This is a genomic window from Argonema galeatum A003/A1 (genome assembly GCF_023333595.1).
Taxonomy (GTDB): Bacteria; Cyanobacteriota; Cyanobacteriia; order Cyanobacteriales; family Aerosakkonemataceae; genus Argonema; species Argonema galeatum.
This window is the reverse complement of sequence record NZ_JAIQZM010000019.1, coordinates 1-24,062: the sequence shown is the minus strand read 5'-3', so window position 1 is coordinate 24,062 and position 24,062 is coordinate 1. Positions and strand designations below refer to the sequence as shown.

The 24,062-nt window shown below is 43.4% G+C and carries 25 protein-coding genes; 3 read left to right on the top strand and 22 right to left on the bottom strand.

What is annotated here, in order from left to right:
• The first annotated feature begins 54 nt into the window (after positions 1 to 54).
• Positions 55 to 669: a CPP1-like family protein gene (locus LAY41_RS19260; protein WP_249101626.1), complete on the top strand. Its 615-nt coding sequence runs from the start codon at positions 55 to 57 to the stop codon at positions 667 to 669.
• Between the two features lie 66 nt (positions 670 to 735).
• On the opposite strand, the gene LAY41_RS19255 is transcribed toward LAY41_RS19260, so the two are convergent.
• From LAY41_RS19255 to LAY41_RS19155, 21 genes are all read right to left on the bottom strand, one after another.
• A complete protein-coding gene (locus LAY41_RS19255) occupies positions 736 to 1,458 on the bottom strand; it encodes an HAD family hydrolase (RefSeq protein WP_249101623.1) in 723 nt (240 codons plus the stop codon).
• 126 nt (positions 1,459 to 1,584) lie between these two features.
• On the bottom strand, positions 1,585 to 2,766 hold the full coding sequence (hppD, locus tag LAY41_RS19250; RefSeq protein WP_338023024.1) for a 4-hydroxyphenylpyruvate dioxygenase: 1,182 nt from the start codon (positions 2,764 to 2,766) through the stop codon (positions 1,585 to 1,587).
• A gap of 129 nt (positions 2,767 to 2,895) precedes the next feature.
• The gene (locus tag LAY41_RS19245; protein ID WP_249101620.1) at positions 2,896 to 3,612 is read right to left on the bottom strand and encodes an SDR family oxidoreductase; all 717 of its coding nucleotides are present in this window, start codon (positions 3,610 to 3,612) and stop codon (positions 2,896 to 2,898) included.
• Positions 3,613 to 3,738: 126 nt separating this feature from the next.
• Complete coding sequence (locus LAY41_RS19240; RefSeq protein ID WP_249101618.1) at positions 3,739 to 4,356, bottom strand: hypothetical protein; 618 nt, start codon at positions 4,354 to 4,356, stop codon at positions 3,739 to 3,741.
• A 391-nt stretch (positions 4,357 to 4,747) separates the two neighbouring features.
• A complete protein-coding gene (locus tag LAY41_RS19235) occupies positions 4,748 to 4,990 on the bottom strand; it encodes a transcriptional regulator (protein WP_249101615.1) in 243 nt (80 codons plus the stop codon).
• Between the two features lie 93 nt (positions 4,991 to 5,083).
• Positions 5,084 to 5,365 (bottom strand): type II toxin-antitoxin system Phd/YefM family antitoxin, encoded by a 282-nt coding sequence (locus LAY41_RS19230; protein ID WP_249101612.1) that lies wholly within the window; start codon positions 5,363 to 5,365, stop codon positions 5,084 to 5,086.
• Between the two features lie 17 nt (positions 5,366 to 5,382).
• Positions 5,383 to 5,805: a Txe/YoeB family addiction module toxin gene (locus LAY41_RS19225; protein ID WP_249101609.1), complete on the bottom strand. Its 423-nt coding sequence runs from the start codon at positions 5,803 to 5,805 to the stop codon at positions 5,383 to 5,385.
• A 107-nt stretch (positions 5,806 to 5,912) separates the two neighbouring features.
• A complete protein-coding gene (locus LAY41_RS19220; RefSeq protein ID WP_249101605.1) occupies positions 5,913 to 6,545 on the bottom strand; it encodes a hypothetical protein in 633 nt (210 codons plus the stop codon).
• Between the two features lie 4 nt (positions 6,546 to 6,549).
• The gene (locus LAY41_RS19215) at positions 6,550 to 7,656 is read right to left on the bottom strand and encodes an RAMP superfamily CRISPR-associated protein (protein WP_249101602.1); all 1,107 of its coding nucleotides are present in this window, start codon (positions 7,654 to 7,656) and stop codon (positions 6,550 to 6,552) included.
• Positions 7,649 to 8,140, bottom strand: coding sequence for a hypothetical protein (locus tag LAY41_RS19210; protein ID WP_249101599.1), 492 nt, complete (start codon positions 8,138 to 8,140; stop codon positions 7,649 to 7,651). Before LAY41_RS19210 ends, LAY41_RS19215 begins: the two co-directional genes overlap by 8 nt.
• Positions 8,137 to 9,096 carry an RAMP superfamily CRISPR-associated protein gene (locus LAY41_RS19205; RefSeq protein WP_249101597.1) on the bottom strand — a complete coding sequence of 320 codons (960 nt, stop codon included), beginning with the start codon at positions 9,094 to 9,096 and terminating at the stop codon, positions 8,137 to 8,139. The genes LAY41_RS19210 and LAY41_RS19205 overlap by 4 nt, the downstream gene beginning before the upstream one ends.
• 29 nt (positions 9,097 to 9,125) lie before the next feature.
• Positions 9,126 to 9,746, bottom strand: a complete 621-nt coding sequence (locus LAY41_RS19200) for a hypothetical protein (RefSeq protein WP_249101594.1) — start codon at positions 9,744 to 9,746, stop codon at positions 9,126 to 9,128.
• Positions 9,747 to 9,764: 18 nt separating this feature from the next.
• The gene (gene csx7 / locus LAY41_RS19195) at positions 9,765 to 10,658 is read right to left on the bottom strand and encodes a type III CRISPR-associated RAMP protein Csx7 (RefSeq protein WP_249101591.1); all 894 of its coding nucleotides are present in this window, start codon (positions 10,656 to 10,658) and stop codon (positions 9,765 to 9,767) included.
• A gap of 17 nt (positions 10,659 to 10,675) precedes the next feature.
• The gene (locus LAY41_RS19190; RefSeq protein WP_249101588.1) at positions 10,676 to 11,242 is read right to left on the bottom strand and encodes a Uma2 family endonuclease; all 567 of its coding nucleotides are present in this window, start codon (positions 11,240 to 11,242) and stop codon (positions 10,676 to 10,678) included.
• A 113-nt stretch (positions 11,243 to 11,355) separates the two neighbouring features.
• On the bottom strand, positions 11,356 to 12,627 hold the full coding sequence (csx2, locus tag LAY41_RS19185; protein ID WP_249101586.1) for a TIGR02221 family CRISPR-associated protein: 1,272 nt from the start codon (positions 12,625 to 12,627) through the stop codon (positions 11,356 to 11,358).
• 132 nt (positions 12,628 to 12,759) lie between these two features.
• Positions 12,760 to 13,173 (bottom strand): hypothetical protein, encoded by a 414-nt coding sequence (locus LAY41_RS19180; RefSeq protein ID WP_249101584.1) that lies wholly within the window; start codon positions 13,171 to 13,173, stop codon positions 12,760 to 12,762.
• Positions 13,170 to 14,417 (bottom strand): type III-D CRISPR-associated RAMP protein Csx10, encoded by a 1,248-nt coding sequence (csx10, locus tag LAY41_RS19175; RefSeq protein WP_249101581.1) that lies wholly within the window; start codon positions 14,415 to 14,417, stop codon positions 13,170 to 13,172. Before csx10 ends, LAY41_RS19180 begins: the two co-directional genes overlap by 4 nt.
• On the bottom strand, positions 14,414 to 15,142 hold the full coding sequence (locus tag LAY41_RS19170; RefSeq protein ID WP_249101579.1) for an RAMP superfamily CRISPR-associated protein: 729 nt from the start codon (positions 15,140 to 15,142) through the stop codon (positions 14,414 to 14,416). The genes csx10 and LAY41_RS19170 overlap by 4 nt, the downstream gene beginning before the upstream one ends.
• Positions 15,139 to 17,493, bottom strand: a complete 2,355-nt coding sequence (gene cas10 / locus LAY41_RS19165) for a type III-B CRISPR-associated protein Cas10/Cmr2 (RefSeq protein ID WP_249101576.1) — start codon at positions 17,491 to 17,493, stop codon at positions 15,139 to 15,141. Before cas10 ends, LAY41_RS19170 begins: the two co-directional genes overlap by 4 nt.
• An 89-nt stretch (positions 17,494 to 17,582) precedes the next feature.
• Positions 17,583 to 18,152, bottom strand: coding sequence for a hypothetical protein (locus tag LAY41_RS19160; RefSeq protein WP_249101572.1), 570 nt, complete (start codon positions 18,150 to 18,152; stop codon positions 17,583 to 17,585).
• Between the two features lie 107 nt (positions 18,153 to 18,259).
• Positions 18,260 to 18,565, bottom strand: coding sequence for a CRISPR-associated protein Csx3 (locus LAY41_RS19155; RefSeq protein ID WP_249101570.1), 306 nt, complete (start codon positions 18,563 to 18,565; stop codon positions 18,260 to 18,262).
• Between the two features lie 654 nt (positions 18,566 to 19,219).
• Here LAY41_RS19155 and LAY41_RS19150 point away from each other — a divergent pair.
• Positions 19,220 to 20,284, top strand: coding sequence for a D-alanine--D-alanine ligase family protein (locus LAY41_RS19150; RefSeq protein ID WP_249101861.1), 1,065 nt, complete (start codon positions 19,220 to 19,222; stop codon positions 20,282 to 20,284).
• Between the two features lie 169 nt (positions 20,285 to 20,453).
• Positions 20,454 to 21,197, top strand: coding sequence for a hypothetical protein (locus LAY41_RS19145; protein WP_249101568.1), 744 nt, complete (start codon positions 20,454 to 20,456; stop codon positions 21,195 to 21,197).
• A 77-nt stretch (positions 21,198 to 21,274) separates the two neighbouring features.
• On the opposite strand, the gene LAY41_RS19140 is transcribed toward LAY41_RS19145, so the two are convergent.
• The gene (locus tag LAY41_RS19140) at positions 21,275 to 23,401 is read right to left on the bottom strand and encodes a tetratricopeptide repeat protein (RefSeq protein WP_249101564.1); all 2,127 of its coding nucleotides are present in this window, start codon (positions 23,399 to 23,401) and stop codon (positions 21,275 to 21,277) included.
• Positions 23,402 to 24,062: the final 661 nt, after the last annotated feature.

Genomic DNA, 24,062 nt, shown 5'->3' with positions numbered 1-24,062 from the left:
CAGTTTGGGGTGGATCGGGATCTGTGGCAAGATGGGATGTCTTGGAGGTTTTAAATGAGTGCTGAAAATCCCTATAAGCAATTGGGAATAAACGAGGACGCGACCTTCGAGGAAATTCAAGCGGCTCGCAGTCGCTTGACGGCTGAGTACAGTAGCGACCCGAAACGACAAGAAGCGATCGAAACGGCCTACGATGCCATTCTGATGGAACGTTTGCGGATGCGCCAGGAAGGAAAAATAAAGGTTCCAGAAGGCATTCGCTTTGCTGAGCGCTTAACTCAGGCTCCCGCTAGTACACCACCAGCAGCAGTCAAGCAGTCCACTGCATGGCTGCAAGGACTGATCGATACCCCCACTAGAGCGGATATTCTGTGGCCTGCTGGTGTTTTCCTGGCCTTGGCTGGTGTGAGTTTTTACTCTCCGCCTGTGGCGTCTCTGGCATTGGCCTTGGGAGTAATAACCAGCCTTTATTTTCTCACTCGCAAGGAAAACAAACTGGGTCGAGCCGTGCTAATGTCTCTCTTGGGCTTGACTGCTGGTTTAGCAATGGCTGCGGCGGTTAACGCTTTACTCCAAACTCAATTTCAAAATATCCCTTTGGCAACGGAAACAATTGCCGCCTGGATAACTTTTGTCATCCTCTGGTTGGTTACCAGCTTTCTGAAGTAAGACTTCAGCAGAGGTACAGACGCGATTAATCGCGTCTCTTTTGAAAAAAGGGCTTCAGTTTGAAGCTCAGTTCCCCGTGGAAATGGGTAAGTGCTGATTTTGTTGCCGGGATTGATTCAGAACTAGAACTACGGCTTCGCTGAGATCGGCGACGATCGCATCGGGATTGTAGGCTTCTAGGGAGGCGCGATCGCGGATGCCGCACAAAACCCCAATTACCTTGATGCCGTGTGTTTTGGCGGCAACTATATCGGCTTCTGTATCACCAACCATCCAGGTATCTGAGGCTGGTGGCAGTTTGGCTAAAGCTCCCCCCATCAGCAGCGGTTTGTCGTCGATGTCGCGGGTCTTAACGTAGTCATTGCTGAGCCGATAGCACCGATTTTCTGGAAAAAATCTGCCTAAGTCAAAGCGATTGAAGGCGTAGTCCAGCTCCACGATTCGGCGCATGGTTAAAACGGCCAAATCGACTCCAGCCTGCTGCACTTTTTCCAGGGCTTCAACGGCTCCCGGTGCCAGTCCATCGTAGGGGAAATAAGCCGGTAGATGCACGGTTTGTCGCCTTAGCTGGGCAAATTCTTGGGCTTGCTGTTCGTCTAATCCTGAGACGATCGCAATCTGCTTTTCTGGAATGCGCGATCGCTTCATCTGCCAAAATTCCGCTTTGGACAACTGTCGCACTGGCCGATCCTCACCCCGAATCTTTTCTAAACAGAATTGATAAACCTGGTAGTACCGTTCCGAAACATCGATTATCGGCCCGTCGAAATCAGTAATAAGTCTTAACATGGTCACAAGAATTGTTAATTTTTTATAAGATTATCCCATATTGGGGAATGGTGATTGGGGAATGGTGACCGTCTTCCGTCTTCCGTCTTCCGTCTTCCGTCTTCCCTCTTCCCTAGCCCCTAGCCCCTAGCCCCTACTCTCTAAACTGCCTCGCTTCATCTGCTCTAGTTCGATCGCTTCAAACAAAGCGCGAAAGTTGCCTTCCCCAAAGCCTTGAGCCTGCCGTCGTTGACCGTTGTTATAGCAAACTCGGCGCTCAATAAGCTCAAAAAAGAAAGTGGGCAGGGCAAAAATTGGCTGGGTGAAAATCTGAAGCAGTAGGGGTAGGGCTTCTTGAGTCAATTGGTCAGAAAATACTTCCCAATCAACCAGAATTTCCTGTTTGGCAATCTCCTGCAATTCTGCTGGCAATAGAGGCAATAGTTGTCGTTGCTGCAATTGGGTGTAGTAAGTAGGAGGAACCTGGATGAATGGTACACCAGAGGCTCTGAGTTGGGCGATCGCTTGGACGAGATTGGGCGTTTGCAAGGCGATATGCTGAATTCCTGGCCCTCGATTGATATCCAGAAACTCCTGAATTTGAGAATTGGTAGATGCAGGCTCATTTATGGGAAATTGTACCGAGCTGCTCGGATGAACCATCACTTGACTGTAGAGGCCCGATCGCTCAGTCTGGATATCAAATGTCTGCTGGCGTCGAAATCCCAGTACTTTTTCATACCAGGTAGCCGCACGCTCCATCTCACCAGCATTCACATTCAGCACCACATGATCGATACCAGTGAATGGGACTTCCGACTCGAAGAGTGTTGAGTTTTGAGTTTTGAAATACCCACTCTCCCACTCTCCCCCTCTCTCATGCCCGATTCGCTCGATCAAAGTGTGACTTAGAGAGCCCCAGGCGGCAATTTTGGCCTGCTTCAGACATTGCTTACCCTGTTTTTGTGGCTGGATGGGTTGGAGGACTTTAACGCCCTGACTGATGCACCGGGCTATGACTGCTTCCACATCCTCAACAAGAAAAGCGACATCCGCGACACCTGGAGGATGTCGGCGCAAAAACTCGGCAACAGGACTGGCAGATGTCAGCGGTGAGGAGAGAACAAAGTATACGGGGCCACTTTTGACCACTTCCGTGCTAGTGTGGTTGCTGGCATCACCTCCTGCGCGTTGAAAGCCGAGCTGAAGAACAAACCAGTCACGCCATTTCTGAGCGTTTTCTACATAGAAGTGAACGTGGTCAATCTGCATATAATTGTGCGATGAGGAAGTAGCGATCGGTCTAGGCGTTGCTTTCCTGATTTTCACGGCTGTTACAACCAGTCGCGATAGGAGCTGACTAGCACCTGTAGGTTACGGAAACGCGATCGCGCTTATGGAATTTGCCAGCATACTCTCCTGATTTCAATCTCTCTGGAGAGAGGTTATAACTAACGATTAGAAAAATAAGTGACTTTCTGGCTGAATATTAATTTCCATCGGTACAGCTTGCGGCTCAGATCTAAGAGCAAACAAAATAGCATCAGCAGCAGTTTCAGTACTAAGCATTTTTGACCTGTCAACCTTCAAGCTCACATTGTCCCAAAACGGAGAATCGATACCACCAAAGTAAAACAGCGTGAACTTAACCCCAAACCGTTTCAGTTCCTCCGCCATGCACTTGCTAAAACCGACCACACCGAACTTAGAGGCAGAATAAGCCGCCGCCATCGCCATTGAGTGCTTGCCCAAAATTCCCACCACATTGCAGATATGACCTGATTTGCGCTCCTTCATCACTTCTGCCGCCGCTTGACAAGTATAAAAGCTGCCTTTTAAATTCAGGTCGAGCATGGCATCCAAGTCTGCTGGTTCCAGTTTGTTGTACTGTTTGAGGATACCAGCACCAGCGGCATTAACTAGGGCATCAATTTGGCCGAATTGGGCAACTGTCTTGTCCATTAGGGCTTGTACTTCCTGCGGCTTCGTGATGTCGCAAGGCACCGTCAAAACTTGCTCTGGCCCAGTTACCCCAAGCTGGGATACCAGCGTCGCTAATCGGCTGCTATCTCTTGCTGCCAACACCAAGCGCGTGCCTCTAGGTGCTAGTTTGCGCGTCAAGGCTGAACCAATACCACCAGTTGCGCCAACGACAACAACCACTTTGTCCTGCATAGCTGTTTACATTTCTTTACACCGTCTTCATTATCATACTGCCTGGGCTTAACCTAGAGCTGCTTCTGGGAGAAATCCAGTGAGGTGTGGAAACAGGCGTCGATATGGGAATAAACTCAATTCTAACTACACAACCTCAGCATTCAGTAGTAATTCGCACTGCTGAAACACATAATTGACAGCAGCAAAAAGTTTATCTAATTCCTGAATTGTGTAGAAAATTTGATTGCGAGTAAAAACATTGGCTTTAAGTTTGCCAAATTGCCAAACTCCTCCATTAGAAGCAATTCCAAACACTTCTTGTTCTGGTTTTTCGTTCAGCTTTTGTGCAGCAAGCATCTCCGCCATACACTGCGCCCATCCCGCCTCAAAATTATCCTGTTTTGCTTCTATGAGGATAAAGTAAGGTTTATCAAAAACAACATTTCCTAATGGGGATTTTTTCGCCAGTACATACTCAGGAAATCCTGAAAGCTTCTCGTCGAATGTTAAAGACTTGTGACTCCACAAGATAAAATTTTGGCGATACTGCTTCCAAACTTCTTTCAAAACTGGATAAATCAGATTTTCACAAATTGCAAATTCAGAACAGTCGGCTGCACCGTCTTGCATCACTATTTCCAAATCTTCGCGAAAATAGTCGGGGATATTAAACTCTTTTTCTAGGATAAAGTTAGATTGAGTGTAGGTAATTTGAAATTCTTTGACAACAGCATCAACGGTTTTATAAGCACTGAAAGGCATAATAACCTCTTAAATAAATTTATCTATTTTTGCTAATTTTAGCATAGATTGAGAGCGATCGCCCTTGATGGGAGCGTAGGGGCGATCGCGATATTAAACTAGAGTCCCCTTGCGGGGAATTGGTGAAACTGAAACAACTGTTCAATCACCATACTAGAGGCGTGTTTCCATCCCCTTGCGGGGTAAGTTGTAAAACTTATTTAAAGTATTTTCGGAATACTTAAACTCTCTAGTCTTCTAAAATATAGCTTGACTTTTTCAAAAAGTCAAGCCATTAGTAGATTAAGGAGAGAACGGGATTAGCTTTGGAGAATACTCTCTAATAGCTTCTTATTTTCGAGTATTTTTTACTATTCCTTTCTCGTCTCCTCTGGGTATTACTGAGTAGCGGTCATTCAAATTGAGAAATAACGATTTCCTTGTCAGGAAAATCAGCTACTATTTTTAAATTTCCACCCAGAGCTTTGATGTACCGGGAGAGATTTGAGACTGAAATATCCTCTGGGTTCTCCAACTCGGATAAAGCAGACTTAATAACGCCGATGTCTTTCCCAAAATCGTCATTTGTAACTTCCAATGACTCTTGCAGTAGTTCAGCAAGATTAAGATGGAGTAAAGCGATTTTATTTAGCACGAATTTCGTTTCGCGCTCTTCGCTCCGGTGTCATCTGCTTTCGCAATTCACTAAAAGGCTTTGTCTTCATATCAAACCTTCATCCAACTAAATTTATTCATCTAGCTGTAATTCCTCAAACAGTTCATCAATAGTTTGAGGTTTAACAGTGCGAGTTTTCGCTTGCTCCATAGCGGCATATAAACGAACTGCATTAGAAGGTGAGCTAAGTAGGTAGATGGTTTCTTGCATACTACTTAACTCGTCAGCAGCAATTAGTGCAACATTCTCGCCACCCTCCCTGTCGATAATAACTACGTCTCGATTTTTCACAACTTGATTGCAGAGTTCGTTTAATTTAGCTTGAGCCTGTTCGTACATTATCTGAGTTGACATTTTTCCAAAGTTTCCAATTATTTTTCGTAATGGTATCGAGCCTGTAAAAAATCAATCTGGTCGGCGCTAACTAAATAGACGATACGATGCTCTTCGTTTATGCGACGCGACCACACATCAGCACCCATATATTTAAGAGGCTCTGGCTTTCCAATCCCCTTATATGGGTCATCCACAATACCCTCAATTAGCTTGCGGATACGCTTTAACATATTGGGGTCTGTTTTTTTCCAATACTTAAGGTCTTCTTGGAACTGGTCATTAAAGACTGATTTGCGTAAACTTTCATCCGGTTGCTTGTCACCAGAGTATTTTGTCATTACTTCCTCGCTTTTACTTAAATACGTCGTTCTGTTTGCTGGTTGAAAAGTTGTTTCAGTTGCCGTAGCTGAGTCGTGAAGACTCAAACTGGTTAAGTACAAAAGTTTGTTGGCATCCATATGCTACTCCTTAGAAATTGTCAAAACCAGATCCACAGAGTCTACTGTGGGTTGTCATATTCCATTATAAACTTGGGATAAGCCCGATCGCAACAAATTGCATTGTTTCACTCAACCCATTTAACCTTTTTGATGCTACCGTCTTCCTTCAGATCGACAATTTCAATCTTAACTGTTTGTCCTTCAGAGATAAATTGTGCCTTTTTCGGTTCTTTTTCTGTAATTTTGATTATTCCCAAAATTTGATATGTTACCTTATTACCTTTTTTTGTAGTAACCGTTGCTTCCAGGATTTGACCGATCGCAAAATTATAAGTGTTAATAACCCCAGCAGTTTCTGCTTTACGAGTTGACTCCACAACTGGGGTTGGAATTTCCTCAATTAGACCCGCGTCTTTGTAGTATCGCATCAAGCGTGCTGACCAACCTAAAATTTCTAACATCTTTTGGGCATTCGCTTGTTCGCTTTGCAAATATTGACTGCAAGCTTTATCAATACTGCGGTAATAATCGGGAGTTTTACCACTGTGCCCAATCTGCCTACCGTTGCTGACTAAAGTTTTCAAGTATTTGAAAAAATTCGCTCCAGCATTGGGTTTGTTGACAGTAGCGCGGAGATAGGCGATCGCCTTCCCCAATTCATTCACATCTGTGTTATCTTTAACTAAAGCGATCGCGATCGCATGAACAATTTGCCATTGTTTTTCAGTCAAAGATTCTGTCATAATTTCAACTGTCATATCTTTAGTACATTCCTGTTGGAGGTTCGCGATCGGTAGGATAGCGCAAAACTTCAGCTAGTTGTTGTAACTGAGTTGCCTGAACTAAGCTAGAGTGGGCAGCTTGAATAGTCTTTTGCATCAATTGTTGCAAATCATTTCCGGTAAGGGTGGCGGATTCTGGGGGAGTATAGGAAGAGTAGCGATCGCGCAATCCGGGCAATTTTAATTCTTTCACAAGTTCCTGACTATCTGTAAAGGCAATAATTTTTGTCACTTCTACAGTCATTGTTCCCATACCAATTGGTTTACCGCCACCAACTTTGAGAGCAATGGGATATTTTGGGTCTTGTCCTAATACAATTAACAGAGTTCCTAACTCTGCTGGTTTGAGATTTTTGAAATGCAACTGAGTGGTGAAAGTGTAAGTTTTGGCTGCTTGTTGAACTGCTACTCCCGCGTTTTGACCTTTATCGATCGCCCTAATTGTGTGATAATAAAACTTGCGCCCCGCTACTTTCCCTCGTTCATCAAAATATGCGCGTCGTACCAGACGAGGACTCCATAAATTGGGCATGAATCCGGTTGCAAAACCTGCACTTTCACACTTAGCATCGCTGAATTCAATTAGCCCTTGCCAATTCAAAGCCCCAAATACTTGACTGGCTGGACAAAGCTCATCTTTTTTCTCGCACGGTAAACGATCTAACGGATATTTATCTTTGTACTCCCGCTTATTAGTAATTACACCTAATCTGCTGTTAGTAATTGCCTCATAAACAGACCGAATGCAGCCTTTGAGAGAACTTCCCTGAATCGCAAGTTTTTGGTCAGTTCCCTGCGTCATTGTTTTAATTAAAGGAAGGCGACTACCGATATCGCTTCCCATCACAACTACCCCTGTTGAAACGTGCAAAGAAGTTCCAACTTTTAATTTTAGAAATAGGGTTCCATGTACGCGATCGCTGTGATATTTATGATGTCCAGCCGGATGTTGTAAAGTTTGTCCTTCCTTCGGAAAAGAAATCAACTCATAAGGTTTAGAAACGCTCGTTCCATCCGAGTCGTCACTCGAAACAGGTCGGCGTGGAGATGTAAGTCCTTTGGGTTTTGGAGGTAGATTTCTAGTCATTTTTATTCACTGTAAGGGCGACAAAATGAACGGTTGCTGTTTTTTTATCTTGAAAGTATCGCTGACGTAGTGGAATTGTTTTGGGGTCGATATCTTGGTTATTTATATCTTTAAAGATGAAACCTTTGGGAAATTTAGTTTCGTCGATGTCGTAAAAGTAAGCATGGCGATCGCACACTTCCCATTCAATTTCTATTGGCTCATTATAAATGGGTTGAACTCCTAAATCTGGCTCAATTTCAACCAGACTGAGGAGTAGAATTTCATAGCCATTCCCCTGTTTTTTCCAGCGAAGTTCCCTTTCTGAATTAAACATTTGACCTTCAAAATAAGGAGAAAATTGCTCTGGTAATTTCATCTGGATACCGCTGACTGCATGAGGCGATCGTACAAAATAATAGCTTTCCTCATTTGCCAGTTTTTCCAACAATTTCTTAAGTTCATCCCATAATGAAACTTGCTTAACATAAACAAAACCTTTCATGTTGCTGCACCTCGTAAAATTTCACTCCAAGCGCGAACCGCAGACAAGAAGAGATTGGGTACGCCTGCATCTCCCTCTCCTTGCCAACTTAATTGTACGCCAAAGTCTAAATCCATTGATTCAGCACCTTTTGGAGTCGTTTGCAAATCCGGTTTTCGGAAACCATATTCTTCAGCTTCTTCATTGCTGAGAAATTCACCAGCACCTAGCAGTGAATTTCGTTTCCATCCTATTTGTTTACCTATCTGGCAAATTTGCTGAGTTTCTTTCTTTATCTCACAACCGGGATATTGGACAACAGCCGAGTTATATTTGACGGTAACTGTTCCCAAACCGCGAGACTTGGCAAAACCTATACCGAACCAACCTTCATTTAAGTCTCGTAAAACTAAACCAATTAAACCTAATTGAGCTAAAGAAAAGTTTTTGAGATGAATTTTGGTGCGGAATTCGCCAGCGGTACAAACTTGATAGTTGAAAGGGCCAACTGCAACAGAACCGAATACTCGGTCAATAGCTACTCCATTACGTTCTTCAATCTTGACTTTAGATTTATCCACTGGGTAAGCATCCTCAATCCTGACTCGACTGGCGATCGAAGTATTACCGAATATGCGATCGGTAAAAGATGATTTTTGGTAAATCTTAGGAGCGGGTAAATCTTTCAAATAATCATACTTATCATTTATTGGATCGTTAGCCCAAACAATCTTAGGATCGTTTGGATTACTATCTCGTCCTACCGTTCGCACGATTCTTTCAGCATGAGCGCGTATAGCTCCTTTTAAACCGCTTCCAGGTAAATAAATAGAGCGTCCCCCAGCATGATAAGTTTCGACAAATTCCATATCTGGCTTAGTAGGATTAGCACCTTCTTTTCCTGATTTAATGAGAATTGGCCCGTCGGGAATTAAGGTTAGATCGATCGTACAGTGGTTGACAAATCGCTTGTGCATAGTTGGGTAGGTTGAGAAATAGTTGAGCATTAAGCAGCTAATAACTGATTTAGCTGCACTTCACACTGTTGAAAAACATAGTTGACAGCAGCAAATAGCTTATCTAGCTCCTGAATGGTGTAGAAAGTTTTATTGCGGGTGAAAATATTCGCTTCAAGCTTGCCAAATTGCCAGCGATCGCCATTGGAAACGATACCAAATATGACAAGTTGTAGTTCATCATTAAGTCGCTGTGCTGCTACCATTTCGGCTAAACACTGCGCCCAACCTTCGTCAAATTTATCTTGCTTTGCCTCAACCAACAAAAAATAAGGCTTTTCAAATACTAATTTTCCTAGACGAGAGCGCTTTGCTAAAATATATTCAGGAAAACCTGAAAGATTTTGGTCGTAAGTGAGAGATTGATGACTCCATAAAACAAAATTGCTGTAATAGCATTTCCAAACTTCTTTCAAAACTGGAAAGACTAAATTTTCACAAATAGCAAACTCTGAGTTATCGACAACTCCTTCACGCATTACTAATGCTAAATCTTCTCGGAAGTAATCAGAGATATTAAACGGAGTTTCAACAAGAAAGTTTGCTTCGGTGTAAGTAATCTGAAATGCTTTGAGAACTTCCCCGATACTCTTGTAACTACTAAAAGACATATCTACCTCATCAAAAAATTACTGTGATTCAACAGATGGCACATTGCTTACCTTTAAATTTTCGTCTATTAATTTTTTAAGACGATCGATTAATTGTCGCACCCACTCATCTTTATAGTCGGTTGCATCTTCATAAGCAGTTTCATCTTCCTTCACTAACTTTTCTAGATATTCTAACAAAAATTTAGGGTTGTCTTCCACATCCACCCATCGCATTTTGTCAATTTCTAATTTAACAACACCTAAACCGCGCGATCGTCCTCCTCCCAGTGGAATTTGCTCTGTCTCAAACTGGTGCAAACCTATCATTAATAAACCCAATTCCCAGTCTTTCGCATTTTCCACAATTGCTTTAAATTCAAATGGTGTTCCTGCGGGTACAACTTGGTAATCATAAAGTTTACTATCTGCTGCTGTTTCTGTATCGCGATCGATCGCCACACCATCTCGTTCTTGATACTGTCCAAACCAAGCATCAGGTAATACAGTTAAATCTCGCACTTGAAATTTGCTAGCTATCCAAGGAGAACCGAATAAGTGAGAAACTAAATCTGTATTGCTGAGTATGAAGCTATTTAAACTATCTTCTTTTTCTTCCTGTTTGATATTTTTGAGCGGATTTTTCTTAAATTGAGACAACTCTTGGTATGTAAGCGACCACTCATCATTGACAGCAGGATTACCAACAAGTTTTCGATTATTTCCTAAGATACCGCGTAGGAAGCTTTCGAGGCGCGATCGCAACGCTCCTTTAAAACTCGATCCCGGTATCAAAGGCTGTCCCAAAACATCTTTAATCACGGGTAAATCAGAGCCGATCGGCTCACTAGAACGACCCGCACTAATCCGAAGTGCTGTTACAGTTGTGAGAGTACCTGTTATTTCCAACCGATTTTTGAACGTATCAAACATACTTCACCACCCTTAAATCAAAGATTTAGCCAACTAAATACTTCTGGCGCTGATAACTGTAAATCTATTAGAGAACTTAAAACAGGCAAAATATCTCCCTCTTCTCTAACTTCAGGTTGTTTTCCCGGTTGAAAAGTCATAATTATACGCTCTTGTGGGTCAATAAACCAGCCTAGCTCACTTCCCTGATTCAAACAGAATAAAATCTTGTTAATGACGCGAGTTGAACTTTGTTCTGGTGACAGTATTTCTATAGTCCAATCTGGGTAAATTTCAAACTCATTTTCGATTTCTCCATTCGCATCAACAGGGATGCGCTCCCACGAGAAAACTGTTATATCTGGAACAATTGAACGTCCGCCAAAAGTACAGCGTAATTCTGTAAAAGCACAAGCTAAACGATTAGGTTCACTCACCCGATTAATTTCAGCAACTAAACGGCTTTGCAGTCGGCTGTGTTTTCCTTTAGGCATAGGTTTTTGGTAAATTTGACCGTCAATGTATTCGCTGGCGGGTTCCGTTTCTGGCATTTGTAAAAAATCTGCCAGGGATAGTTTGGGAGGAGCTTGAATTGAGGTTATCATGATAATCTGCTAAATGAGTGATAGTAAAGATGAGGAGTTAATCGCAGCTGAAATAAAATAGAGATAACTTTCGAGGCGCGATTGCAACGATTCCTCAAAGTTCAGGATAAATATCATTCAGTAGAATCTTGCTGTAACAAGAGCGCCTGTACAATTTTTTCCAATTTTGGATAAAGCCCTACAGCTTTTTCTTTAAGGTTGGCAGCAGTTTTAGGTTGGGGGTTCATCCCCACATGGGCAATATCATTACGCAATTCAGTCATTTGATTCCAAACTTGAGCCAGTTCAGCTGCTTCTGGCAACGCATTAAATTGCTCATCGCACTCGCCAGCAGTTATTTGACGAGGGTTGAGTCTGAGCTTTTCAGTAGCATTGTTGAGAGCATCCTCTACACACTTGCGACCCGTTCTGTTGTTAAACATCTGGTCGCCCAACCCAAATTTTAGCACCAAGACAGAAATTAGCCATTCACGCGCCAAAGTAGTAGCCTGAACTACTTTATCTCGGTCGAGATACCATTTAATCATTTTTAACTGTAACCTAAGACTTTCAGCAAAGGCTGCTGGCTCGGTTGGAGTGGCTAAGGCGAACTGTCCGTACTCGTTGACAACTTTTTGCGACAATAAAGAAAATGGTTTTGCTCGTTGAGCAAAACTAGGTGCAGATTGTTGTAAAATCTCTTCAAGCTTAGTGGCAGATTGCATCGTTTCGATTGGTCGAGTGATGCTCAAAGCAAGTGAAATTTGTTCGATTGTTTCCGCAGCTTTTTTCAGTTGATCTCTTAACGGCCTAGCTTCCGGATTGTCTCGCAGTTCTGCATTCGAGGGAATAGCACTTTTGAGCAAATTAGCTAACGGTTGTCCGTCTCCAATTTTGACAAAGCGAGTAGTTGCGGTTAGCCAATCAATCATAGACACAAATTCAGATAGGTCAATAACGGGTGCTGGTGCATTATTTTTGCTGTCGCCTAATTCAAAAGCACCATAGTAAATAGCTGCAATCGTTACGGTTTTAGCCTCCTTGAGGTATGCAGCAAATAAGAAAACGAGAAAGGGTAGAGATCGCAGTCCATGAGTAATATCAAAAATTACGCGATCGCCTTCATCAACGTGCTGAGTGATTATTTTAAAAGTTTCCCACATTTCCTCAGTCGTTCTACCAGTTGGGATATCAATTGGCTTGATGCGCGAATCTTTTAATGCTTCCAATACAGGCCAAGCAGTTGCTTTTGCTTCTTCCGTGACGCACACTAACATAGTATCATATTGACAAAACTGGTGTAGTGCTTCAGCAAATACTTGACCTTTGTAGGCGCGATCGCCATAACTATACACAGTTTCCTTTGGATATTTTCCTAAAAATGCAATGATTTTTGTTTGACTCATTGTGTAGTATCCTTAATCTAGTTTAACTATTGTTTGTCCCATTCCCAGACTGGTTTTGATTCCTCTGCCTACACACTGGCTGTACTTAATGAGTAAGTTGGCAACATTTTGAGTTAATTAAATTGTAGAAAATCAGAAATTACTACCATCTTTTAAATACTTGAGATGACGACCGCCATAGCCCAAGTATCGGCGAATTAGTTCTAGCCAAATCGGTTTGAAATCAGTTTGAGAACATTCGGCAATTATCTGAGCATTTTTCTTGATATTACCATCAATGTCTTGAACTATTCTATCGGCTAAAGAGTCTTTACCTCTCCCCCATTTTTTATCCCGACCCACTTGATAGCGGATAAAGTTTTTAATAACTTCTGCACTGTCAGTAGTATCGGAAACGCGCACTAAGTTACGGAATTGAGATTCTTCTAAATCGCCGTACTTCGATTTATCTAAAGCATCTTGAATCCATATTACCAAATCGTCTTCTATTTGACGAATTGCTTTTTGCACTTGTAACTCTATTTTTTGATCTATTCCTAAGCTCATGCAGGCTCCTCCCGAAATACTAGATGAAATTCATTACAAATTTGAACTTGACCGAATCCTTCGCAGGTTCGATCGCCTACTCCTCTTACTTCCAAATTCCCTAACGCCTCAAACCACTTATCAGGTTGGGTCGTACTAAACAAATATACTCCCCCTTTATTAGTTACCAATTCCACATCTTTCATCAGTCCCCAAGCACTATTCCAACCTGAACGGTAATCGTAGCTACTATAAGCAGCTTCGAGTTTTAGGAATGAATCTTCAACACATGCAAAATATTTTAGCATTGATTCCGAAATTACCGTAGTGCGCCGCCATTGCTCAGTAAAAATGGCATCTGACTGTAAATCTAAAGTGAAATAAGTTTGATTTAGCAATTCTATTTTACCAAAAACATCCCCCCATTCATCCCAACGTTTTCGTATTTCTTTATTAAATTTTGTAACTTTATCTTCGATGTTTGATTTAGCATCAACAGGTATTTTTGCATCAATTTCAACTTTTCCCAATCCTCGCGAAGTCGAGCCACCCAAGCGGAAGTCTTGACGACGGACATCAATAAAGTCCCTCAGAGAATCTGCTAAATTATCTGCAACTAAAATCGAACTTTTATAGATTACAGGTTTCTCCTTTTGTTGCTGAGATTCATTCAAAACTTCTATACTATACAAAATTTGCTCCTCAGCCGTAGCGCGTCTTCGATTGATACCCACCCGCGTCAACAGGCGTTTATTAACTGAATGCTTGTAATACTTGTCATTAAACTTACTATAGAAACTAAAATCAACGGTGTCAACTCTTCCTCCATCAACTGGACAATTTGGATCGTATGGATAACCATAGGATTCAGCACACAAGCGATCGATCAGTGTATCGAAAACCCCATGTCCTTGCTGAGTCGTAAAGCCTGAATCTGTTTTAGAACTGAGGGTAGTGGCGGGTAAAACCATAATTTCTCCCATTCTCTCTATAGGTACTAACTTTCCCTTAATTTCTAAGGTAGCCGGGTAAGCATTTTGGAAAATTGCTGGCTCATCACCCAAAAACAAAGCTTGAAAGTCATCGTCATTTTCTGCAAGATTAGTTGACTGATGACCGGACTCTTTTAGAATTTGAGCCGCGATCGCACCCCGAATTACAGAACCAGGAATATAATTTTCAACCTCACTAACCGAACCGCCGGGTTTTTGTCGTGCGATCGCTAGAGGTGACAAAGCCTTAATTTCTAATTCAATGCGCTTCAATTTACCCCTCCTTTTGCTAAAAACTGCCAAATATCTTCATCTACCTTAATTTCTGGTAATTCCCAATTTAGCCATCCCAAACCAGCCGATTTACTTCCTCCCAATGCGTTAATGTGGTGCAAACCAGCCCAAATTATTGCTTTTGCATAATCCGGTCGATCGAGTGTGAAACTTGGTTGGATGTGAATTTCACCCGTAAACCGCAGTTTTGCATTTACCGGAGAAGTTTCTAAGAAATAAAGTTTCTTCTCCTCTGCTGTGCGACGACGGCGATTAATCGTCACACCCGGACGCAGAACTTCCGGCAAATTTTCCGGGTCTTCAGTGCAAATCAAATCGTCAAACATTACCCGCGACGGTAAAACCGGATCGCCAAATATCTGACTAATTAAACAGTGATAGGTTTCGCCATACCCCGGTACTTCGTATTCGCTGCGTTGAAATCCAACAGGTGCGTTTCCTCGCCGAATAACCATTTTTTCAGCACTGGGAGATTCAGAAATCGCCCAACCCAAACCTCTCGCTATTTTTTCGCATTCGTGACGCAAACGCCCTTTAAGTTGCGAAGCAGGAATCAGCAAATTTCTTTCAGCATTACGAACAATTGATTTATCCGCCAGTGACGCAGACGACCCACCCGCCCCTACACATAAAGCGGTATCAATTACAGCCGTAATTGTAATTAATGGTGTTTCAACTCTGGATAATTCTTGCAGCCAAATCATAAGTCAGTCTCCTGAGTTGTCAGTTGTCGATCGCTTGTATTAGAATCCTCATTTGAATCGATAAAATCGTATAAATCTACCAGTTCTCGCCAGATTGTCTCATAAGCTGGTTCCTTTGGATCGGCGTCGTACATCCAAGGAGCTATGTTTCCTTCGTTAGTTTTAGCTTGACACCAAGCTTTTTCAAAGTTTTCTTTTAGTTCTGCTTTTCCTTGCTTGAGTCGGACGCGGAAATAGCGGTAATTGAGTATAGCTGTATGTTTTCCTCGCCCTAGTAAACTGCGAATTTGGTAGAGTTGCGATCGCGGAAATTCTGCCTCTTTCAGAGCCTTAACTGCTTTAATCAATCCTCCCAATTCGTGAAAGGTGTAAGGCGCTGCGTATAGCTTTAATTTTTGTGTCGTTTGCTTCGTTAATGCCTCTTGGCGAAAGTCTTCAATACTTGACGAAATCATCGTCACGGTTTTCATTACCAAAAAGTCTACCGTACCGCCACAATAGCCAGCTTTTTTCAGCTTCTTTGCACGTTTTTTAGCCGACTTGAGTAACTGTTCAAAAAGTTTCTTGGCGTAGTAAATGGGAGTGTTGTAAGCGGTAATTAATACGCCGATCGACATACTTAATTGACAGTGAGCAACTGGGGCCTTTTGGCTTTGGCTAGAGTAGCGATGGAATTTACTGGGATCGATCGGCTTTTGCTCCTCAGTCCGATAGTTACCCTTAATTTCTACACCTACCAGCGAAACTTCTTTGAGTAATATTTTCTCAAACTGTTCGCCGATCGCCTTCGCAATTTCTAGTGCCTTATCTGCTGGCACTATCAATATAATATCATCTCCACCAATACTGAGAATTTCAAAAGGATGGATTGTATCTCCATCTTGAAGCGTTGATTCTGGCTCGGTAATTCCTCTTAATTCGCGAGGCTGGAGATTGTCTGCTAGGGCTTGATAAACTGCATATTCGGTTGCATTTGAAACATCTTCACTGAATTCTTTATACTTCTGTGGGGTGCGAATATTTTGAATAAAGCCACCCATGTTATTGCCATCGGCGTAAATGTAGGCAACAAACCCATTACTAACTTTGCCAATCTGGGTTAAAGATTGGGGAATATAAACATCATCAAAATTATAACTACCACAGTATTTCTGATGTTGGTTAGAGTTCTTATCCAGAAAATCCTTAAATCTATCAATCCAACCTTCTATTACTCCCAGTTCCCACTCTAGCCCAGTATTTTCGTACCATTTAGGTGTTTTAGACAAGCCTGTTTTTGCCCGATCGCCTACCCGTCTTTTTCGTGCAGAAACTTCAGAAAAATCGGTTTCAGTAGGTAAGTTTGGTGACTGAACAACTGCAACGGTAGACCTCCGTTCTCCCTCATCTCTGCTTAAATATGGATGCGTTTCAAACATCGGTGGATAGCGGCGAGTGGGGCGATCGTCAAAGTTATTTCCACTGCGACGTTGATTGAAAACAATTGCCAACTTAGTTGTAAGTTCGTTAAAACTCTTACGAGATTGAAAAGCTTCTTTAAGGGATGATGGGTCAGAAATACAAGGTTCGTTTGGCTTCTTTTGGATGTCGCCAAAGTAAGCCTGAACGAGTGGTTTTTCGTGTACTTGCAGATACCGCTCTAGCCAAAAAGTGTCTTCAATTGGATTTTTTAACAGTCCAAAATGGATTTCTAGTAGTTTAAAGGTATCTCCAACTGCACAAGAATTAGCTGTTAAAGTTCTTTCTGTGTAGCGTTTTTCAATGGCGTTGGCTAGATCGTAGACAAAAGCCGCAGGACAGAAAGCTAGGATATTACCGCCAGTGGAATAGATAATTAATTCTGGAATTAACGCTTCTGAAAGTGTAGGAGAGTCTTGAGGCAGGTTAAGATAGGTATCTAGCCACCTTCTGACTTCTCCACAGTATATGCTAAATTTTGTTAATTCGGGCTTGTATACTTTACCGAAAAAAGCTGGCAGATCGATCAGATTAATTTGATCCAGCAATCCTGATGCTCCTCGGATATATGGCAGTTTGGCAGCTTCAAAGACATATTGCTTAATTTTAGTTGCGCCGCCATAAACTAAACCAATTCGCGTCTTCTGCTCCCATAGCTTAAGGTAATCGGTCTGGATTTGAGCAATCTTTTCGGGACAATACTCTAAAGGGATATCTAGAAGTTGTTTGACTTCTTCGACAAGCGATCGCACTTCCTCCGGTACTTCTTTCCCCTCAATTAAAGCTTGTCGCATTTGCTGCAACACGGTTAAGTCAAAATCGGGTTCCTGCTTGTCGCCCCAAGCGAGACACCAGGCGATCGCAGTTGTGATATTGTGAGAATTGTTTGTCATAAATTGACCATAAAGTTATTTTTTGAAAAAAAGCAAAATGCTCTAATTGTTTTAAGGTTCACTCTCGCTGCACAAAAAGCGATCGCCCTCTACTCCCTACACAACCGTACCAAAACCATCGCCAACGCTTGCACCATCGCACGACTCGAAACATCCTCACCTCGCTCTAAATGGTGAACGCTACCTTTGAGGATGGGAGTTTCTGATTCGATTCGATCGCACACCCCTTTATAATCGCTCTCGATAATTGCAATAACTTTCAAATTCAACTCATCACAAAACTTAAGCCACTCTGTAATTAGTGCTATCTCTCCAGCTAAAATCACCGCATGAGTGGCATATTGCATAATTAATCGATTTTTCTCATCGATTTTTCCACCTACGTCTACTAATGTTAACTGTTCGTTTGTATCTCTTACCCACTGCGCTCTAACTTCGGCAAATTCCCAAGTAAATTTCCCCTTATAATCCGCCTTCAATTGTTTGGCTTCTTCAGCGTTTCGGCTGGCTGTTTCGGAAAACCACGCTCCTTCTCCATCGGGACAAGCGGTAATTACATAAGGGTACGGCGCGTTTGGAATTCGTCGGATAGCTTGCTTTAATCCTTCTCTCAAGCAAGACTTCCCAGAATGGGGAGGCCCACAAAGCACAACTTTCACTACTTTAATCCTCTCTGCAACACCTGAATCAAAAATCGTTCGATAGCTTTTTAATACAAAAATACTACAAAATGAAAAATTGTTCAATTTTCCATTTTTATTTCAGTTCAATCAATCAAATCTCCTAACTTGTAAGCGGGATTATGAGTAATGGCGATTACATATTTTCCTAATTTAGGATCGTAGACTCCAATAGCACCGTAAAGATGCCCTACTTTATGAGTCAAAACGCAAGCCACAGGTAAAGAAGCTGGGCCATTAATTTTTAGCAATGCACCGCCTTTGAGTTCTCCCGCCTCTGTCATTTCATCTAACCTGGCGGCTGCATCGCGAACGATTCGATCGTTCTGTGCGGGTTCTCCAAAGCCGATTTTTAAAACATCGCCTTCTAGCTCGATTTTGTAAGTAGTCATGGTGGAAATTGCATTTACGAATAAACCCATCATACTACCCGACTGGAAATGGCTTTTTCCAATAGAATTAAACTAAAATTAAGTTTCTCCTGTAGCGATGATGTCGGATTCCCTGTTTCGATCGCGTCCCCACATCCCCCTGCTGCAATGGCTGGCGCGGGGTTCCCTCAAGCAAAACCTGCTGCGTGCTTAGCTGTTGGGCATCTAAATTGTATTTTTTGGGCGCGCGGGACGCCTTGCCCCCTCCCCACAATAATTTCATCAAACTTGACTTAAAAATTTAAATGCGCCTCAGCTTATTCCACTGTGGGTATGGCTTTCTACCCTCTACGGCGATGCACAAGATAGCGAACCTTTACATACAGCAATTGGCGGGATGCCTTTTTTACTCCCAGCCATCCTAAAGGTGAAGAAATACCCAATTTGCAAGAGTTTGAAAAAGTAGTATTGGAATTAGAAAGTTTTGAAAATGCTATCGCCCAAGAAAAGAGAATTTTGGCAATTGCTCAAGCCACCCGCGTCACCTATCTTTAGGTATATTATTCAATACACAATCGAATCTTGAATTCCAAGGCTAAAACCAGAAGGGATTGACTCTGAGTGTTTCCGGGTGTGATAGGCTAGCTGCGAAGAGGAGTGTCAGAGGTATCAATGGTGAATAAGATGCGAGTGGGGCTGCTGTTTGGGGGTCGATCGGGAGAACATGAAGTTTCGATCAGTTCGGCAAGGGCGATCGCAAAAGCTCTCTCTACAGACCAGAATATTGACAAATACGAAGTTCTGCCTTTTTACATCCAAAAAGATGGGCTTTGGCAAGGTGGGGAAAAAGCACAACTGGTGCTGGATTCAGGTGTTCCTCAAGGGGGAGAGGGAGAATCCCCCAATCCAAAATCGATCTGGCAGTTTCCCGCCGAGGCGGAGTCGGTGGAGGTCTGGTTCCCAATTTTACACGGGCCTAATGGTGAAGATGGTACGGTTCAGGGTTTGCTGAGTTTGATGCAAGTTCCTTTTGTCGGTTCTGGGGTGCTGGGTTCGGCTGTGGGTATGGACAAGATTGCTATGAAAACAGCTTTTGCCTCCGCTGGATTGGCGCAGGTAAAATATATGGCAATTAACAGATCTCAGGTTTGGTCTAACTCTTGTGTTTTCCCGAAACTATGCGATGAAATTGAATCAAAGTTAGGTTATCCGTGTTTTGTGAAGCCTGCTAATTTGGGTTCGTCGGTGGGTATTGCCAAGGTGCGATCGCGTACTGAACTGGAAAAAGCGCTAGATAATGCAGCTAGTTACGATCGGCGTCTGATTGTCGAAGCAGGAGTTCAAGCGCGGGAAGTGGAATGCGCCGTTTTGGGTAACGATAACCCGCAGGCTTCTGTAGTTGGAGAAATTACTTATAATAGTGATTTTTATGACTACGAAACTAAATATACTGAGGGCAAAGCAGATTGGTTCATTCCAGCAAATATACCGCCAAATGTCGCTGCGGCGATTCAGGAGATGGCGATCGAAGCTTTTGTCGCTGTAGATGCTGCCGGACTGGGACGAGTGGATTTCTTCTACGTTGAAGCGACAGGCGAAGTTTTGATTAACGAAATTAATACATTACCAGGTTTCACGTCCACGAGTATGTATCCTCAACTATGGGCGCATAGCGGTATTTCTTTCCCCGAATTAACGGATAAGTTAATTCAAGCAGCGTTAGAACGGCATAAGTCTTGAAAAAACGCAGGATTTAGACATTTTAGGTGAAATCAAGATATAGGGAAAAACGATCGAAATTTAACCTATGGTCTATGCCCCGTGTTATAAGTCCTAAAATGGTTGCCTACCTTTTGCACAAGCGCATACAATCGTTGTGAGCATAAGGTGTAGGTATTAAAGAGTGGGTATGGCAAAAAACCAACTTGCACAGAAGCAAACACCCCCGTTAAGAACCGCAACGCAAAGGCTGCGTGGTGCTAAACCGGCACGAGTGGCAGAGGAATCATCGCGGCCCAGGACAGCGAAACTCGATCGGCAAGGGAAAAAAACCACGCCACCGACTCGCGTTAATCCCTTGCTGCAACTGATTCAGAAACGTCCCCTACTGGTATGGAGTGCCCTGTTGGCAACAATTTTATTGGCAGGTAGCGTTGCCATGATCGGTCTGACTAACCCCGGTGGTGTAAAAAAAGGAGAAGCATCAGAAGCTGATGCTTCGGTGGCTACTCAGAAAACAGTGCTAGAGGATCGAAGTCAGAACAATCCTCCCGCGTGGTTGTTTGGTGCGATCGCATTAGGTTGTGCTACAGGCTCTTGGGTAATCTTAAAACAGCTAAAAGGCTCTCGTAGGCGTCGCAAGCTTCGTAAGCCACTCAAACAGCGTTCTACCTCCCAACGCCCAGTCGATCGGCAACAGCAAAAGAAGGCTTCTTCACCCCGTCGAGCCGTTCCTGCTGCCAAGACGCCCCAGCGATCGGCTGGCTCAAGATTGGCTGTGGCAGATTCGCCGCTCGGCGGTTTACCCCCTGTTAGAGAGAGCCAACCCCCATTGCCAAACAGCGCCGGGGAAAGAGGGAAGAAGGCCAAATTGGCAGAAAGTATGGATTTGCGAAAACGTCAGCCTCTATCTTCGCTGTTGAGAAAACCCTAATTAAATTTTAGATTTGAGATTTTAGAAGGCAAATTGAATAAATTTGCCATCTGCAATTTAAAATCTACAATTCCCTATTACGATTTTTGTTGAAGTAGCGATCGCCAGTCTTTAATCGCCTGTTCTGTCCACAGCCAATTTGCTTTGAGCGTATTAGGCTGAAAATGAGGTGAGTCGTCGCGAATCACCTTTTGGCGCAGCTTGAGCGCCTCGTTCATCAGACGCGATCGCTTATCGGCTGGTTGATCGAGGGCCTCTAGCTTCAGCACTAATGCCAATCCCGCATATGCTGTTAGGGCATCTCGACTGGCGACTGAGTTGGTTGGTATTGGTGCAAAATTTCCAGCCGTTTCTCTGTTAGCAAGTTCCGTTTTGGCAGCTTGTTGTTCTTGCGTTAGGTATAGCGCCTCAAACCAAGCCTGGTTAGCGCGAGTTAAATTACCTTTTGCGTAGTAAGCAAAGCCGAGAGCGTTGTAGTAAAGCGGCGATTTTAACGATCCCGCAGCAGTCTCCCAATAACGCCGCGCATCATCCACACTGTAACTTTTGTCTCCAGCCCGAACCGATTGCCAAGCCAATCGTCCGTAGAGAAAGTTAATGGCTGGATTATCTTTTTGCTGCTTTGGTACGGCAGCTAAGGCAGCTTTTGCTTGTTCGATCGCACCCCTATCCAGGAGTACTTCGACAGCTTGTTCCGCAGCCGCTAAGTCACCTTGCTTGAAATGTTTAATTGCGATCGCAGTAACGGTTGAAGTGCTGGCTTTTTTAAGAGCGATGGATGGCGCTTTTGCTTGAGGTTGGGCCCCTTTAAGAGCGATGGATGGCGCTTTTGCTTGAGGTTGGGGTGTTGAAGGTGCCTCATGTAACAAATGGGCCGATCGCAAGCCTACTTGAAAGGATCGATTTCGGAAAAACCACAAACTCAAAGAAGTCAAAAGTAAAAAAGTCAAAGGCAAAACCAGCAAAGTTTTGTTTTGTAGAGGCGAGACATTGGCTTTGAAGCGATCGCGTCCCCCTACTTTATCCCAGATTTGGACTAAATTTCCTAATTTTATAGGTGACTCGATCGCCCTTATTTTTTCTTGGCGATCGCGATTGGTTGTTTTTCCTATTTCTTCAGATGGAATAAGTGGCTTGGTATCCGTATCCGCAACAGAATCAAAACGTTGAGTAATAGGTACAGATGTCAACTGGTTGTCTGTTGACTCAGCCGTCAGCCTCAAGGTTATATCCGTTAAAGTATTTTTTGGCGACTCTTGGGTAGGATTGGGTTTGGACGGTTGACCGAGAAGACCGGAAATAAAGGCTAAATCTTCTTCATCATCCATATCTTCGTCTTCCAATGCCTTCGGGTCTTCAATATCGAACTCCGCAGCTTGTTGTGCAGACATCAAATATCCATCAAATTCCGGGTGAAGATAGAGGATAGGTAAAGCCCAGTAAAAGCGATCGAAACCGTATATCAAAATTAACTCCTGCCGCGCCGAAGTCAAGCTCACATCGACAGGATCGCCTTGACGGATGTTTTCGTAAAACAGATCGGTGAAGGTAGAAGCCACCCGATCGGGCATATACTGAGAAATCGCCAGCACGCTGGAAATACCTGCCTTGACTAGGGCATCTGCCTGATTTTCCCCATCGGCGTCATCCCTGGAGATCTCCCTCAAAATTTTCAGTTGTCCTTGATGGTGTCCCTTTAACTCTGACTGAGTGCGATCGTGAAAAGTCGTCGATTTGCGAACGCAACGAGAGAAGGCTACATCAGTACTGATGGCAATAAAGCAATCTGGTGAAACCGTATCTAGATTTTCCAAATCGCCACTATAAAGCAGCTCCCAAGGAAGACGCGCCAAACGATTCTCTTTGAGTTCCAATCGCAGCCGCAATAACTCTCCCCGCGATCGGGCCTTTTTTTGAGCCGTCAACCAGCTGTTGAGCAGAGTGCCTTGAAACAGCCCCCTGTACAGTTGCTGCCCCAGCGCTACCGGGGACTGGGAGGGTAACGGGGGGCCCTTCGACCTGTCTGCTTCCCGTGCCTCTGCGGGCTTTAAAGCCCGCATCTGTGCAGCTTGGCTTAACCAATCTTCGATCGGCCAAACCACCAAATCTTCCGCCAATGGCACTCCTGGCGCTACCAGTTCTGTTCGCACCAGATATTTATTTTCTCCGACTGGTGTCACGGATACGTGAAATTCCTGAGTCACAGTTGCCCTTCACTCCCGCTCAACTCCTCAATATCGTTGGCTTTAGCAGCCTCTAAAGCGAGTCCTTCGCCCTTATATAACTAGATTCATTTAAGTCGTTAAAGTTTCAATTTTTGTCTGTTATCCGTTGTTTTTATGGGCTACCACGGCTGACCGCCCACCTGCGATCGCTCTCCCAACCTGATGTCTGACAGCTAAGCCGTTACCATTGCCTTTTTTTGAAATTTATCCCGATGCCAACGCTTAGCGATCGGAGAAAGAGATGGTAGATGCACCCTGATAAGACAATTTTCCCCCGGCCCTCAAAGTCGGGGGTTTTTCTTGTAAAAGGTTATTTCCTATCGAGGTAACAACCTTATCTGAGGCCATATTAGCTTCTCAGCTTGTTTTCGTTTGCAAAGATATCGTGAAGGAGAAGTAGCGGAGGGAAACAAGGATGCAAGCTATGTTCCATCAGCGTTTCAGCTGCATTCGTGTTTGTATAGGGTTTCCGGGGAAAGCTAGAGACAGTTTCTTCGCCACCAGAAACTATATCAGTTGCTTTTATTGAACTTTTCTACTTTTCAAAGGATTTCATTAAAACTTCATCTTTCTTCCCCCGTGGAGACCCCCGCTATAATCAGCGCGGACACATCGAGCCGTAGGTGAGTACCGCGCATTG

Excerpts from the sequence above, each read along its gene's own strand:
- LAY41_RS19260 (WP_249101626.1), top strand. The coding sequence starts at position 55 with ATGAGTGCTGAAAATCCCTATAAGCAATTGGGAATAAACGAGGACGCG.
- LAY41_RS19240 (WP_249101618.1), bottom strand. The coding sequence starts at position 4,356 with ATGCCTTTCAGTGCTTATAAAACCGTTGATGCTGTTGTCAAAGAATTT.
- LAY41_RS19145 (WP_249101568.1), top strand. The coding sequence starts at position 20,454 with ATGGCAAAAAACCAACTTGCACAGAAGCAAACACCCCCGTTAAGAACC.
- csx7 (WP_249101591.1), bottom strand. The coding sequence starts at position 10,658 with ATGTTTGATACGTTCAAAAATCGGTTGGAAATAACAGGTACTCTCACA.
- LAY41_RS19155 (WP_249101570.1), bottom strand. The coding sequence starts at position 18,565 with ATGACTACTTACAAAATCGAGCTAGAAGGCGATGTTTTAAAAATCGGC.
- LAY41_RS19215 (WP_249101602.1), bottom strand. The coding sequence starts at position 7,656 with ATGACTAGAAATCTACCTCCAAAACCCAAAGGACTTACATCTCCACGC.
- LAY41_RS19245 (WP_249101620.1), bottom strand. The coding sequence starts at position 3,612 with ATGCAGGACAAAGTGGTTGTTGTCGTTGGCGCAACTGGTGGTATTGGT.
- LAY41_RS19255 (WP_249101623.1), bottom strand. The coding sequence starts at position 1,458 with ATGTTAAGACTTATTACTGATTTCGACGGGCCGATAATCGATGTTTCG.
- LAY41_RS19190 (WP_249101588.1), bottom strand. The coding sequence starts at position 11,242 with ATGATAACCTCAATTCAAGCTCCTCCCAAACTATCCCTGGCAGATTTT.
- LAY41_RS19225 (WP_249101609.1), bottom strand. The coding sequence starts at position 5,805 with ATGGATGCCAACAAACTTTTGTACTTAACCAGTTTGAGTCTTCACGAC.
- LAY41_RS19210 (WP_249101599.1), bottom strand. The coding sequence starts at position 8,140 with ATGAAAGGTTTTGTTTATGTTAAGCAAGTTTCATTATGGGATGAACTT.
- LAY41_RS19180 (WP_249101584.1), bottom strand. The coding sequence starts at position 13,173 with ATGAGCTTAGGAATAGATCAAAAAATAGAGTTACAAGTGCAAAAAGCA.
- LAY41_RS19170 (WP_249101579.1), bottom strand. The coding sequence starts at position 15,142 with ATGATTTGGCTGCAAGAATTATCCAGAGTTGAAACACCATTAATTACA.
- cas10 (WP_249101576.1), bottom strand. The coding sequence starts at position 17,493 with ATGACAAACAATTCTCACAATATCACAACTGCGATCGCCTGGTGTCTC.
- LAY41_RS19205 (WP_249101597.1), bottom strand. The coding sequence starts at position 9,096 with ATGCACAAGCGATTTGTCAACCACTGTACGATCGATCTAACCTTAATT.
- LAY41_RS19230 (WP_249101612.1), bottom strand. The coding sequence starts at position 5,365 with ATGTCAACTCAGATAATGTACGAACAGGCTCAAGCTAAATTAAACGAA.
- csx2 (WP_249101586.1), bottom strand. The coding sequence starts at position 12,627 with ATGAGTCAAACAAAAATCATTGCATTTTTAGGAAAATATCCAAAGGAA.
- LAY41_RS19200 (WP_249101594.1), bottom strand. The coding sequence starts at position 9,746 with ATGTCTTTTAGTAGTTACAAGAGTATCGGGGAAGTTCTCAAAGCATTT.
- LAY41_RS19220 (WP_249101605.1), bottom strand. The coding sequence starts at position 6,545 with ATGACAGTTGAAATTATGACAGAATCTTTGACTGAAAAACAATGGCAA.